The organism is Massilia mucilaginosa, from assembly GCF_011682145.1.
GTDB classification, from domain to species: Bacteria; Pseudomonadota; Gammaproteobacteria; order Burkholderiales; family Burkholderiaceae_D; genus Telluria_A; species Telluria_A mucilaginosa.
The window spans coordinates 23,968-36,595 of the sequence record NZ_WHJH01000047.1 but is presented as its reverse complement, the minus strand read 5'-3'; the positions used below and the strand labels follow the sequence as shown (position 1 = coordinate 36,595).

Annotated in this window: 11 protein-coding genes; 2 read left to right on the top strand and 9 right to left on the bottom strand. The window is 67.9% G+C overall.

The genetic code is table 11. From position 1 onward, the window contains the following. The first annotated feature begins 1 nt into the window (after position 1). The gene (locus tag F2P45_RS26500; protein WP_166881214.1) at positions 2–262 is read left to right on the top strand and encodes a hypothetical protein; all 261 of its coding nucleotides are present in this window, start codon (positions 2–4) and stop codon (positions 260–262) included. Positions 263–801: 539 nt separating this feature from the next. Here F2P45_RS26500 and F2P45_RS26495 read toward each other — a convergent pair. Further along, positions 802–1,377 (bottom strand): outer membrane beta-barrel protein, encoded by a 576-nt coding sequence (locus tag F2P45_RS26495; RefSeq protein WP_166881213.1) that lies wholly within the window; start codon positions 1,375–1,377, stop codon positions 802–804. 143 nt (positions 1,378–1,520) lie between these two features. Between F2P45_RS26495 and F2P45_RS26490 the strand changes: the two genes are divergently transcribed. Continuing rightward, positions 1,521–2,255, top strand: coding sequence for a helix-turn-helix domain-containing protein (locus F2P45_RS26490; protein WP_166881212.1), 735 nt, complete (start codon positions 1,521–1,523; stop codon positions 2,253–2,255). Positions 2,256–2,267: 12 nt separating this feature from the next. On the opposite strand, the gene F2P45_RS26485 is transcribed toward F2P45_RS26490, so the two are convergent. Genes F2P45_RS26485 through gspL form a run of 8 tightly spaced genes read right to left on the bottom strand, consistent with a single transcriptional unit; the run spans position 2,268 to position 12,610 of the window. After that, the gene (locus F2P45_RS26485) at positions 2,268–4,496 is read right to left on the bottom strand and encodes a patatin-like phospholipase family protein (protein WP_166881211.1); all 2,229 of its coding nucleotides are present in this window, start codon (positions 4,494–4,496) and stop codon (positions 2,268–2,270) included. 7 nt (positions 4,497–4,503) lie between these two features. Then, positions 4,504–5,103 (bottom strand): type II secretion system protein N, encoded by a 600-nt coding sequence (locus F2P45_RS36835; RefSeq protein ID WP_267877382.1) that lies wholly within the window; start codon positions 5,101–5,103, stop codon positions 4,504–4,506. 11 nt (positions 5,104–5,114) lie between these two features. Beyond that, complete coding sequence (gspF, locus tag F2P45_RS26475) at positions 5,115–6,335, bottom strand: type II secretion system inner membrane protein GspF (protein ID WP_166881210.1); 1,221 nt, start codon at positions 6,333–6,335, stop codon at positions 5,115–5,117. 10 nt (positions 6,336–6,345) lie between these two features. Then, complete coding sequence (gene gspE, locus F2P45_RS26470) at positions 6,346–7,791, bottom strand: type II secretion system ATPase GspE (RefSeq protein ID WP_166881209.1); 1,446 nt, start codon at positions 7,789–7,791, stop codon at positions 6,346–6,348. Positions 7,792–7,843: 52 nt separating this feature from the next. After that, entirely contained in the window at positions 7,844–10,087 is a 2,244-nt protein-coding gene (gene gspD / locus F2P45_RS26465) for a type II secretion system secretin GspD (protein WP_166881208.1), read from the bottom strand. Next, positions 10,087–10,866: a type II secretion system protein N gene (gene gspN / locus F2P45_RS26460; protein ID WP_166881207.1), complete on the bottom strand. Its 780-nt coding sequence runs from the start codon at positions 10,864–10,866 to the stop codon at positions 10,087–10,089. Before gspN ends, gspD begins: the two co-directional genes overlap by 1 nt. Then, entirely contained in the window at positions 10,863–11,396 is a 534-nt protein-coding gene (locus F2P45_RS26455; RefSeq protein ID WP_166881206.1) for a type II secretion system protein M, read from the bottom strand. Before F2P45_RS26455 ends, gspN begins: the two co-directional genes overlap by 4 nt. Beyond that, a complete protein-coding gene (gspL, locus tag F2P45_RS26450; protein ID WP_166881205.1) occupies positions 11,393–12,610 on the bottom strand; it encodes a type II secretion system protein GspL in 1,218 nt (405 codons plus the stop codon). Before gspL ends, F2P45_RS26455 begins: the two co-directional genes overlap by 4 nt. Between the last annotated feature and the right edge of the window lie 18 nt (positions 12,611–12,628).

Genomic DNA, 12,628 nt, shown 5'->3' with positions numbered 1-12,628 from the left:
TATGATTAATACGACAAAATCGGGGATCTCGCTATCGCTGCTGATGGGTGACGCAGTAGTGCTGCGCCAGGCTATCGCTGCGCGCATGTCGAAAATGGATGCAGTAGACACTGAAAGCATCGATGAAGACGCATTGGCCGAACTGTACGAAGATCGCGACGCTTTGCAGCGCCTGCAAGACTACATTCAGCACGAATTCGCAGAAGCGTTTGGAACCCCACCGCCGGAAGCTGATGCCAGCTATGAAAATGACCTGAAGTAGGGAATGTCAGCCGGAACCGCCGAAAATTCCGCGCCCCTGCCAGGTCCGGTTGAAGCCTGGGAAGTCGGCACGGTGGTGTCAGACAATGCCAAAACCGACCTTAAGTTGGCGTGATTTTCACCATGTGCCTGACGTCAAGCTGAGGTATGGATCAAGCTGACGAGCGACACACAGCGGCGCGGAATTTTCGGCGGTTCCGGCTTACGCCCCCCAGCTGGACCAGCAAGGAAAATCGTTCATCCACCACTGGAAGTTTGTACCAACACGGGTATTGCTGGCGAGCTCTTCGAGACAGCCCGCCTTGGTGATTCTGATGGGTCCATAGGTGATGTGTGGTGGGTTGTCGGCAACGCCGGGTGGCGAGGCAAGCGCCGAATCACCGATGCTAGCGTCGATTCCGATCGGGAGCTTGTCGCAGTAGCGCATCGACGACGGGGACGGGCATGTTGAGTACAGCGAGGATATCAAACGATCAAGGCAAGGGCCGCCAGCGGGCGCCCTGGCGGGCGCCCGCGATCAGGCCATCTGGTGCGCGCGTCCTAGAACTTGTAGGCCGCGCCTAAGGTCAGTAAATGTACTTGCGTGCGTGCCAGCGCGCCGAAACCCGCCCTGAGCACATCGTAATCGGCCGTCAGCGACAGATGCTTGTCGAGCGCATAGGCCATCCCCAGCCCGCCCGTCACCCCGGTCGAGGCGTTTGACGCCCCATCGAACTTGCCCGACAAGCGCGCCAGCCCCGCCCTGGCGTGCACCGACAGCGCATCGGTCTCGCGTGAACTGATCCGGTACGACAGCCCCGCTCCCCGCAGCGACGCCGCGCCATGCTCGCGCGCCAGGCTCATCTTGCCGCTGCGGTAGCCCACCAGCTCGACCGAACTGGTCAGCTCGGAACCCTGCCACGCGCTGAACGGCGCAAAATTGAAACCGGCGAACAGCTTGCCGCTGCCATTGTCCTGTCCCTTGCACCCATCCCCCGCACCGCAAGGCGCGCTGAACTGCATGCGCCCTGCCGCGCCGCCCACATAGATCGGGCTGGTATCGCCGTAGCTGGCGGCGCTGGCGGCGCCGCTGAACACGGTCAGCAGGATGGCGGCAAGCAGCGGGGTTTTCGGCATCGGTTCACTTTCGCTATACAGCGTGAGGGGAATGAAGCCAGTGTCCTGCTTTTCCTCAAAAAGTACTATCTTCTTGTGCGAAGCACCGAAATTCGGTACATTGAGTATCGGATAACACTACATTTTGCCCTTAAAGGAATCGCATGAGCTCACCTGAGCTGGTCATACAAGTGCTGCGCGCCGAGTTGCGCGCGGCGGGCATCACGTACAAGGCGCTGGCCGCACGCATCGGCATGAGCGAGTCGAGCGTCAAGCGCATGTTCGGCCAGAAAGATATGGCGCTGTCGCGCCTGGCGCAAATCTGCAAGGCGGCCGGGGTGCCGCTCGAAGACGTGCTGCGCCGCGCCGCCGACGCCCGTCCGCAGGCCGACACCCTCACCCCGACCCAGGAAAAGTCGCTGATGGCCAATCCGCGCCTGTTGCTGGTCGCCATCTGCTGCCTGGGCAACTGGACGCTCGACCAGATCATCGAAACCTACCAGCTGAGCGAGCCCGAATGCATCGGCCTGATGGTCGAACTGGACCGTCTCGGCCTGATCGAACTGAAACCCCTGAACCGCTACAGCATGCGCGTCTCGACCACCTTCCGCTGGCTGCCGGACGGGCCGGTGCAGCAGTATTTCCGCGAGCATGTGGTGGAAGACTATTTCAGCGGGCGCTTCGACGGCGCCGGCGAAACCTTGCTGTGCCTGCCCGCGCGCCTGTCGCTGGGCAGTTCGCGCGAATTGCTGCTGAAAATCCAGCAGCTGGCGGCCGAGCTGGCGCGCCTGCACCAGGCCGACCGCCGCCTGGCCCGCGACGAGCGCGACGGCGTGACCCTGCTGCTCGGCTTTCAATCGTGGGAGTCGAGTGCGTTTACCGCGCTGCGGCGCGCTTAGGCTCGCCGGCGGCTACCAGATCGGCCCGAGGAACAGATAGGCGGTGCCGCCGCCGTGGATGGTCTTGCCGGCGCCCACGTAGACCGGGCCGAAGCGCGTGTCGACCGACAGAAAACCGCTGACGGCTTGCTTGAAGGCGGCGTCGCCCTGCACGATCTGGCGGTCGAAAGCACCGCCCGCTTCCAGCGAAAAGCCGGCGCGCACGGTGCCGCCCAGGGTCACCGGCAAGGCACCGATGCGGCGCGCCATGACCAGCCGTCCAAAAACGATGCGGTTGCCTTCCACCGATTCCGGCAGCGAGCCCGACAAACGCAAGAATCCGCCCAGGCTGAGCGGCGCGGCGCCGCTGCTGGCGATCGCGTATTCGCCGTACACATGGCCGGCCCAGTCGCGCGTGCGGAAGGCGGAGAGGCCGAGCACGGAAAACTGCGCCAGCGCACCGGCGCCGTCGGCGTCGCGGCCGCGCCCGGCCAGCTGGGCGTCGAGAAAATTGCCGCGGCTGGGAAAGCCGAGCGAGTCGAGCGTGTCGATGCGGTAGCGCAGGAAACTATAGTTATTCTCCGCGCGCGCGCCGCCGCTTTGCTCGGGAATCACCGCGCGCACACCCAGGCTCTGGCGCACCACGCCGAAGCGCACGTCGCCCCAGTTGCCCAGTTCACGCCCCAGCACCAGGCTCACCGAGCGCTGCGAAAAGGCGACGCGGCTCTGGCGCCGGCCGTACTTGAACACGTCGAACGCGCTGGAACCGTACTGGGCGTCGGGCGCCACGTACCAGGGCGAACCGGGGCCGAGCGGCTGGTGGAACTGCACGCCGATGCCGCGCTCGTCGCCGATCTGGGCCGTGGTGCGCAGCTCGCCGCCCCACGGGTTCATCGAGGAACGCACGTGCATCACTTTGAGCGCAAAGCGGTTGGCGTCGTCGAAGTCGCTGGCCAGTTCCAGCCCCACGCGCAGGCGGCTGTTGGTCCAGCCGGCCTCGGTGGCGCGGATCGCCACCGCGCGCTGGCCGCCCTCGTCGTCGATATCGGTTTCGACCCGCTCCAGGTCGCCGCGCCCGTACAGGCTGTTGGCGGCGCGTCGCACCTGGTCGCGCGTGCGGGTCTGGCCCTGCGCCAGGCCGGACTGCACTTGCAGGATTTTCGGGTTGATGCGCCCGCTGCTCTCGACCTTGACCTCGGCCAGCAGCAGCGGCGTGTCCGATAGCGGCGGCGTGGCCAGGCGGTTGTTTTCGAACAGCGCGTAGCCGGCAGCGGGCAGCGCCAGCGCCGCCAGGCGCGGCGCCAGGGCCCGCGTGGCCGCCTCGCCGCCCTTGATGGCGTTGTCGATATTGCGGAAGTCCAGGAAACTGGTGCCGCTCAGGTCCGGCGAGATCAGGACATCGTCCGGGCCGAGTTCCTTGATCGAGCGCTGCACGTTCTGCTCGGTCAGGATGTTGATCATCTGCTGCGCCACGCCGAGCGCGCTGCCGAGGTTCTTTTCGGGCGCCAGCGGGGTGCCGACGTTGACCGCGATGATGATGTCGGCGCCCATCTTGCGCGCCAGGTCGATCGGCAGGTTGCGCACCAGGCCGCCGTCGACCACGAGGCGCTGGTTGACCCGCACCGGCGCGAACACGCCCGGCACCGCCAGCGAGGCGCGCATGGTCAGGAACAGCGGGGTGTCGACCAGGTCGACCAGGTCGCCGGTGACCAGGTCCGAGGCGACCGAGCGAAACGGCAGGCTGAGTTGATTGACCGGGCGGTCGCGCGTGCCGGCCGGCAGCAGGCGCGCCAGGGCCAGTTCCAGCGCGGCGTTGCCGGCCGCCGCCGGCGGCAGCGAAACGCCGTCGCGGTGCAGGCCGAACTCGATGCGGGACGGCAGCATCACGTCTTCTTCGCGGCGCCGGAACGCGAGGTCTTCGCGCGCCGGACGGTCGGCCACCACGCGGTCCCAGTCGGTGTGGCGCGCCATCTGTTCCAGGTCGGCCACCGAGGAGCCGGCCGCGTAGGCGCCGCCGATCACGCTGCCCATGCTGGTGCCGACCACGATGTCGACCGGCACGCGCAGCTCGCGCAGCACGCGCAGCACGCCGATGTGGGCGAAGCCGCGCGCGCCGCCGCCGGAGAGCACCAGCGCCACGCGCGGACGCGCCGCCACACTGGCGCCGGCGCCGCCATCGGACGCGGCGGGAGCCTGCGCCAGGGCGGCGCCCGCGGGCAGGCCGAGGGCGCAGGCTGCGGCCAGCACGCACAGTCGCTTCATGGGCACCCTATTGGGTCGGCGGCTGGTTGTCGTTGTTGCCGGGGCTGACCACGGTGCGGTTCGGCCCCGGCATCTGCGGCGGCGGCGCGTTGGCCGCCGGCGGCGTTGGCGACAGCCCTTGCGCGGCGTCCGGCGGCGGCGCCGGCGGCGGGTTCGCGGCGCTGTTGTCGGCCGGCGGCGGGGCCGGCATCGGCGGCGCCATCTCGGGGCCGGCCTTGGCGTCGGTGGCCAGTTCGATGCGCTTCTCGACGCCGCCTTCGGACAGCATCACGTAACGCGGGAACACCGCGCTGACGGTCACGCCGGGGGCGACTTCGCGCCCGACCTTGAGCGCGCGCGGCGGCTGGCCGTCGGCCACCAGGATGGCGGCGCTGTCGCGCCCGGCCGAGATCACGCCGGTCAGCTGGTAATTGCTGACCACGACGGTGGCGGCCTGGCCGCCGAACAGGGTGGCGGCGGCATCCGGCGCGGGCACCGGATCGGGCGCGCTGGCGGCGGCGACGATCGGGCGCTGCTCGCCCTTGATGAACTGCATGGCCCAGTAGGCGATCGAGGCCGACAGGAGAACCACGGCGAGCAGGCTGAAAACTATTGGCAAACGCTTCATTACATTCCTTTTTACCGCACCAGCTGATTGATTTCAATAATAGGCATCAGCACCGCGAGCACGATCAGCAGCACCACCACGCCCATGGCCAGGATCAGCACCGGTTCGAGCAGGCCGGCGATGGTGAGCGTGCGCCGCTCCAGGTCCTGCTGCTGCGAATTGGCGGCCCGTTCCAGCATGGCCGGCAGTTCGCCGGTGATCTCGCCGGCGCGGATCATGTGGATCAGCATCGGCGGAAAGTGCTTTTGCGCCGACAGCGCGCGCGCCAGGCTGACGCCCTCGCGCACGCTGGCGCTGGCCTGCTCGACCAGCTCCTTCATGGCGACGTTGGACAGGGTATCGCGGCTGGTGTCGAGCGCGCGCAGGATCGGCACGCCCGAGCCGGTGGTGATCGCCAGGGTACTGGCGAAGCGCGCCGTGTTCAGGCTGCGCTCGAACTTGCCGTAGATGGGCGCGGTGAGCAGCCAGGTATGCCAGCGCCGCTTGAGCACCGGGTTGCGCAGCGCGCGCCGCCACATCCAGAAGGCCCCGACCAGCAAGATGCCGACGATGATGCCGTAGGCGCGCACGAAATTCGACACGCCCAGCATCATGACGGTCAGCAGCGGCAGCTTTTGCTTGGTGTTGGCGAACACCGAGACGATCTGCGGCACCACGTAGGTGAGCAGGAAGATCACGATCGCGAACGCCACCACGGTGACGATGGCCGGATAGGTGAACGCCAGGCGCACCTTCTGCACCAGCGCGTTGCGCCGTTCGATGTAGTCGGCCAGGCGCGAGAGCACGCGCGCCAGGTGGCCGATCTGCTCGCCCGAGGCCACCAGCGCGCGGTAAATCTCGGCAAAGTCGCGCGGATGGCGCGAGAGCGCGTCGGAAAACGGCGCGCCGCCCATCACTTCCGAGCGGATCGAGGCCACCAGGTCGCGCACATACGGGCGCTCGGCCTGTTCCAGCAGGGCCGTAAAAGCTTGTTCGAGCGGCAGGCCGGCCTCCAGCAGACTGGCCAGCTGGCGCGTGAACAGCGCCAGTTCGACCTGCGACAGGCGCTCGCCGAAGCCGCGGCTCTTCTCGACGCCGGCGGCGTCGAGCTGGGCCGCGATGGCGTCGACCATCAGCGGGGTCAGGCCCTGCAGGCGCAGGTCGGCGCGCGCCGAACGGGCGCTGTCGGCGTTGACCACGCCCTTGCGGGTGCTGCCGTCGCCATCGACGGCTTCATAACGGAATGCGGGCATGGTGTTCGGCCTAGTCCTTGGTCACGCGCAGCAATTCGGCCTGCGTGGTGGTGCCGTTGTCGAGCCAGCGCTGGCCATCCTCGCGCATGGTTTTCATGCCGCTGGCCTGGGCCGCCACGCGGATCTCGGCTTCCGAGGCGCGGTTGTGGATCTGGGCGCTGATCTTGTCGTTCGTTTGCAGCAGTTCGTACACGCCGACCCGGCCGTGGTAGCCGGTCTGGCCGCACTTGTCGCAGCCGACCGCCTTCCACTGGACCGACCGGCCCTGCGGGGTTTCGACCTCGTCGCGCACCTTGCAGTGCTCGCACAGTTTGCGCACCAGGCGCTGCGCCATCACGCCCAGCAGCGACGACGACAGCAGGAACGGTTCGATCCCCATGTCGAGCAGACGGGTGACCGCCGCCGCGGCGTCGTTGGTGTGCAGGGTGGCCAGCACCAGGTGGCCGGTGAGCGAGGCCTGGACCGCGATCTGCGCCGTTTCCAGGTCGCGGATCTCGCCGATCATGATCACGTCCGGATCCTGGCGCAGGATCGCGCGCAGGGCCTTGGAAAAGCTCATGTCGATGCGGGCGTTGACCTGGGTCTGGCCGACGCCGATCAGGTCGTACTCGATCGGGTCTTCCACGGTCAGGATGTTGGTGGTCGAGGCGTTCAGGCGCGAGAGTGCCGCGTACAGGGTGGTGGTCTTGCCGGAGCCGGTCGGCCCGGTGACCAGCACGATGCCGTGCGGCTGGTTGATCAGTTCATCGAACTGCGGCAGCAGGGCCGCGTTCATGCCCAGGTGCGACAGGTCGAGGCGGCCGGCTTCCTTGTCGAGCAAACGCAGCACCGCGCGTTCGCCATGCCCGGTCGGCAGGGTCGAGACGCGCACGTCGACCGGCTTGCCGCCCACGCGCAGGGTGATGCGGCCATCCTGCGGCAGGCGCTTTTCGGCGATGTCGAGCTGCGCCATGATCTTGATGCGCGAGATCAGCGAGGCGTGGATGGCCTTGCGCGGACGCACCACGTCGCGCAGCGAACCGTCGATGCGAAAGCGCACCACCGAGGTCTGTTCGAACGGCTCGATGTGGATGTCGGAGGCGCCTTCGCGCAGCGACTGCGTCAGCAGCGCGTTGATCATGCGGATCACCGGGGCGTCGTCGGACGATTCGAGCAAGTCTTCGATGGCCGGCACGTCCTGCAGCAGCTTGGTCAGGTCGAGATCGGCGTCGAATTCGTCGGCCACCTGCGAGGCGTCGCCGCCGGCGCCGGCGTAGGCGCTGGCAATCGCCGCTTCCAGGTCGGCCCGTTCCATCGAGCGCAGCGCGATGCGGCCGAAGCGGCGCGAGACTTCCGCGATCGCCGCCGGCGCGGTGGCGCCCGAGACCCAGACTTCGATCGGATGCTCGCCATTGTCGGGCGAGCGCGCCAGCACGCCGAAGTCGCGCGCGAAGGCGTAAGGTAAAAGATTGCTCATCGCTGGGTTGTCCGCTTCTGGGTTATCCGCTTCTGTGTTGTCCGCGTCTTCATCACTTCGTGGCCGGACGATACATATTCACATCGGCCGGGTTGATCGTGGCCGGGGCGGACAAGGGACGCTCGGTGGTGCTGCCCGGCGCCGGGGCCGGCGTGGCGGGCGCCTGGCTTGGTCGCTGCAGCATCGGCGCCATGGTGCCGCCCGGCGGCGGCTGGCCGTTGGTCAGGGGCGGCAGCACCGGGGTGCCGTAGTCGGGCATGACGATACTGTCTTTCGGTCCGCCCACGGCCTGGCCGGCCGAGCGCATGAAATCGTAGCGGTCGGTGGCGATGACGTTGCTGTCTTCCTTGCTGCGCACGATCACCGGGCGCAGGAACACCATCAGGTTGGTCTTGGTGCGGCCGCGCTTGCGGTACTTGAACAGGTTGCCGAGCACGGGAATGTCGGCCAGGCCGCGCACCCGTTCTTCGTTGTCGCTGGTGTCGTCCTTGATCAGGCCGCCCAGCACGATGATCTGGCCATCGTCGGCGATCACATTGTTTTCGATGATGCGCACATTGGTGGTCACGCCCGAGGGCGCGGCCAGCGAGGACTGGTCGACGTTCGAGGTCTCGTGGTAGATCGCCATCTTGATGGTGCCGCCTTCCGAGATCTGCGGACGCACCTTGAGGGTCAGGCCGACATCCTTGCGCTCGATGGTCTGGAACGGGTTGCCGCCGGCGGCGCCACCGGTGTTGGTGGTGAAGCTGCCGGTGATGATCGGCACGTTCTGGCCGACCTTGATGGTCGACAGTTCGTTGTCGAGCGTGAGCATGTTCGGCGTCGACAGGATGTTGGCGTTGCCGGTGGTTTGCAGCGCGTGGGCGATCGCGCCCAGGCCCAGTTCTCCCGCGACCTGCTTGAAGATGCCGATCGACAGGCCCGCGCCCGGCGTGGCCGCGCGCCCGGCCGCGGCCAGCTTGAGCAGGGCGTTGTTGCCGGCCACGTTGGTCGAGTTCTGCAGCGCGCCGACCCGGTACTTGCTGTTTTCGGTGCCGGTGATGCCGAGCCACTGGACCCCGAATTCGGCCGCGTTTTCGGCGTTGACTTCGACGATCAGCGATTCGATGTAGACCTGGGCGCGGCGCACGTCGAGCTGGTCGATGACGGCGCGCAGGTTGCGGTACACCGCGTCCGGGGCGGTGATGATCAGGGTGTTGGTGGAGGCGTCGGCCTGGATGAAGCCGGCCCCGCTGCCGCCGCTGCCGCCGCCGGTCTGGCTTTGCTGCGCCATGCTGTTGCCGGCGCCGCTGTTCTGGTTGTTCCCGCCGGTCATGCTGTTGCTGGCGCCGCCGCCGCTGGCCACGCTGCCGCCGGTGGTGCCCTGCTGCTGCTGGGGCAGGGCCGAGGAGTCGGACGAGACCACCGCGCGCAGGGTTTGCGCCAGCTTGGTGGCGTCGGCGTTTTTCAGGTACACCACGTGCACGTTGCCCGCTTCCGAGGTCGGCTGGTCGAGCTTGGCGATCAGCGACTTGGCCAGGCTGGCGCGCGCCGGCGACGGCGCGCGCAGCACCACCGCGTTGGTGCGCGGATCGGCCACCACGCTGATGCGGCCCGAATCGCCACCGGCGCTCGGCTCCATCAGCTTGTTGACCATGGTGGCCAGGTCGGAGGCGATCGCGTGGCGCACGGGAATCACGTCGAGGTCGGCCGCCACCGGGGCGTCGAGCGCGGCGACGATCTTGGCCAGGCGGCGCAGGTTGTCGGCGTAATCGGTGATGACCAGGCTGTTATTGCCCGGATTGGCCATGATCGAATTATTCGGCGAAATGAGCGGGCGCAAGACCGCGGTCAGGTTGGCCGCCGATTCGTGGCTCAGGTGAAAAATCTGGGTGGCGATCTGGTCGCCCTTGATCCTGGCGCCGCCCACCCCGACCTGGGTCGGCGACGATTGCAGCTTGGCCTCGGCTTCCGGCACCACCTTGGCGTAGCCGTCGCCGGTGACCACGGCGTAGCCCTGCAGGCGCAGCGCCGAGGTCAACAGGCCGAAGGCCTGGGCCTTGGTGACCGGTTTTTCCGACGTCACGGTCAGGGTGCCCTTGACGCGCGGATCGATGATGAAGGTCATGCCGGTGTAATGGCCGACCGCCTTGATGACCGATTCGATGTCGGCGCCGACGAAATTGAGGGCGGCCGACTCGTCCGGGGCCGCCAGCGCGGGGGCCGGGGCTCCCGCGACCGCGCAGCACAGCAGGACGCCGGCGGCAATGCGGCGCAGCGCCGGGGAAGGGAAAGTGCTCAGTGACTGTTTTTTCATCATTTAAACTCTAAGGCGATAGTTTTCTTGCCGTCCACCATTCGGCGCTGGCCCAGTAAATTCAGGAGATTGCCCAGCGTTTCTTCATATCCATCGGCGGCTTGTGCCGTGCCGGAAAACTGGAAGCGGCCCTGGTTCAGGCTGCCCTTTCCCGCCAACAACAAGGCACCGCGTTCGGTCTTCAAATTCAGTTGTGCCTGCTGACCCTGCCAATCCATGGTCATCTTGTAGCTTCCCAGCACCTTGATCGGGGCCATGCGCGAGCCCATTTCGTTCAGTTCCAGGGTGGTCACCCCGTCCACCGCGATGGCCTTGCCGCCATTCAGGGCGGCCAGGCCCAGGGTGGTCCACGACAGCTTCATGTCGCCCGACAGCGCCAGCGTGTTGAGCGGCGCGCCCAGGCCGGCCAGGCCTTCGGCCGGCAGCAGCAGCGCGGCCGGACTGACCTGCCACTGCGACCAGCTGCCGGTCAGGCGCACCGGCTGGCTCAAGGCCAGCGGGTTTTCCAGGCTCATGTCGACCGAGCCGAGCAGGGCCAGGGGCGACAGGGTCCAGGCGAAGCGCCCCGGCAGCAGCGGCGTGACCGCGCCACCCGGCCCGGGCGCGCCGCCGATAAAGGCCGAGCCGCGCCAAAGCGTACCCTGCGCATCCCCCAGAGTCAAACGCCCGCCGGTCTGGCGCTCGATGACGTCGCCCAGCCAGGCGGCCGGCGCGAACGCCAGCACGGTGAGGGCGACGGCCAGCACGATGGCGCCCAACCATAGCACGGCGCGCATCATCGCGAACCCGCATCCGCGTTCTGGCGCAAGGTGATGGTGGCGTCGACCTGGCCGGCCGGGGCAGAAGCCGTGGTGGGGACGGTAATCGCCGCTTCCAGCACGCTGACCCGGTTTTCAAGGCGCTGCGCCTCGAGCCAGGCGTACAGATTGGAAAACGCCACGGCGCTGAGCTGGACCTTGGCGTACTCGCCCGTCATGCTGACCTGCTCGGGCTTGATGCCGCGCGCGCTCAAGCTGGCATTGAGCGTCTCGCGCGACATCGGCGTGACCTGCGGCGGCGTCTGGCCGGCCAGTTCGGCGGCGGTCTTGGCCAGCGCTTCGAGCTGGGCCTTCTGCTGCTTGAGCAGGGGCAGTTCCTTGCGCAGACGCGCGCTGCCTTCCAGCGCGGGCGCCAGCAACACGCCGTACACCAGCGCCAGCAGCGCAATGGCGCCGCCGATGGCCAGGAACTTGCGCTCTTGCTCGGTGCGCGCCATCCAGTACAGCGCCAGCTTGTCCTTGAAACCGGTCAGCGCGGTCAGGGCGCTCATGGTTTCGCTCCCGAAGTGCGTACCAGCAAGGTGCCGGCGGCCACTTCACTGACGTCGAGCTTGTGCTTTTGCAGGCCGGGCTGGAGGTTGGCGGCCAGGGCCGGATCGGCGCCTTCGGGCTTGAGCTTGACCGTCATGGCGCGCTCGCGGAAAGTGATCGAGGCCAGCTCGGGCGGCTTGCCCAGGGTGCGCATGGCTTCGCCCAGGGCGGCGGCCTGGAAGGTGAATTCCTCGGGGCCGACCTGGCCCGAAGCGCCGCGCGCCTGGGCGATTTTCTGCTGCATCTGGCGTTCCAGGTTGTTGCTGATGACGGTCTCCTTCGGATAGGCGGCGCGGAAGATCTGCACCATGCCCGTGCGCGTGTTGTCGGCTTCGCGCTTCAAGCGCAGCCACTGGTAATTGATGCCGGCCAGGTTGACCGCCACCGCCAGCAGGGCCAGGCGCACCGGCCACTTCCAGCGCTGCCAGTCACGCGTGCGGGCGCCGGCCGCGCCCAGGCCCGGCACCAGGTCGAGCACCGTGCTTTTCGAGCCGGCGATCCAGTGCGCCCAGTGCTCGGCTTCGAGCGTGACGGCCGGTCCAGCTTCGGCCAGCAGGGCCTGGTATTCGCCCAGCTGCTGTTCGGGCACGTACAGGGTCAGGGGCGTGTCGCCGGCCAGCGCACGCACCGTTTGCAGAGCCAGCGCCGGCTCGCCGGCCAGCGCCAGCCCCAGGCCGTGATACTGGCCATGGCGGATGGTGATGCCGGCGCCGTCGATGGCGGCCGAGGCATTGCCCGGCGCCAGCGGCAGGCACAGCTGGGCGGGAAAGGCCGACACCGAGCGCGCGCCCATGGCCAGCAGCGAGCGCACCAGCGCTTCGAGCCAGGCGCGCTGGGCCACGGCGACGGGGCGCATGCCGTCCGCGGCGGTGGCGGGCGCGGCCACCAGCACGCATTCTTCCGGGTCGCCCAGCACTTGTTCTTCGACCAGGTTGGGCAGCGCGGTGCGCAGGCGCGCCGCCGACAGCGGCGGCACCTTAATGTGCAGCAAGGTCACATCGGCCGCGGCCAGCAGCAGCACCACGCGCCGGCTCGACGCCACCAGGTCGCCCATGCCTTTCAGCACGCCCTCGCCCTGCTGGATCAGGGCGCCACCGTCGGCGACCAGCGCGAAGCGGGCCAGCGGCCCGTCGCTGTCAGCCCTGGCCGGATGCCGGATATATAAAGTAGTCAAACCATCTCGCTTTCGTTC

What these genes read in the sequence shown, in the direction of transcription:
- gspD (WP_166881208.1), bottom strand. Translation starts at nt 10,087, where the DNA reads ATGAAAAAACAGTCACTGAGCACTTTCCCTTCCCCGGCGCTGCGCCGC.
- gspF (WP_166881210.1), bottom strand. Translation starts at nt 6,335, where the DNA reads ATGCCCGCATTCCGTTATGAAGCCGTCGATGGCGACGGCAGCACCCGC.
- gspE (WP_166881209.1), bottom strand. Translation starts at nt 7,791, where the DNA reads ATGAGCAATCTTTTACCTTACGCCTTCGCGCGCGACTTCGGCGTGCTG.
- F2P45_RS36835 (WP_267877382.1), bottom strand. Translation starts at nt 5,103, where the DNA reads ATGAAGCGTTTGCCAATAGTTTTCAGCCTGCTCGCCGTGGTTCTCCTG.
- F2P45_RS26455 (WP_166881206.1), bottom strand. Translation starts at nt 11,396, where the DNA reads ATGAGCGCCCTGACCGCGCTGACCGGTTTCAAGGACAAGCTGGCGCTG.
- F2P45_RS26495 (WP_166881213.1), bottom strand. Translation starts at nt 1,377, where the DNA reads ATGCCGAAAACCCCGCTGCTTGCCGCCATCCTGCTGACCGTGTTCAGC.
- F2P45_RS26490 (WP_166881212.1), top strand. Translation starts at nt 1,521, where the DNA reads ATGAGCTCACCTGAGCTGGTCATACAAGTGCTGCGCGCCGAGTTGCGC.
- gspN (WP_166881207.1), bottom strand. Translation starts at nt 10,866, where the DNA reads ATGATGCGCGCCGTGCTATGGTTGGGCGCCATCGTGCTGGCCGTCGCC.
- F2P45_RS26500 (WP_166881214.1), top strand. Translation starts at nt 2, where the DNA reads ATGATTAATACGACAAAATCGGGGATCTCGCTATCGCTGCTGATGGGT.
- F2P45_RS26485 (WP_166881211.1), bottom strand. Translation starts at nt 4,496, where the DNA reads ATGAAGCGACTGTGCGTGCTGGCCGCAGCCTGCGCCCTCGGCCTGCCC.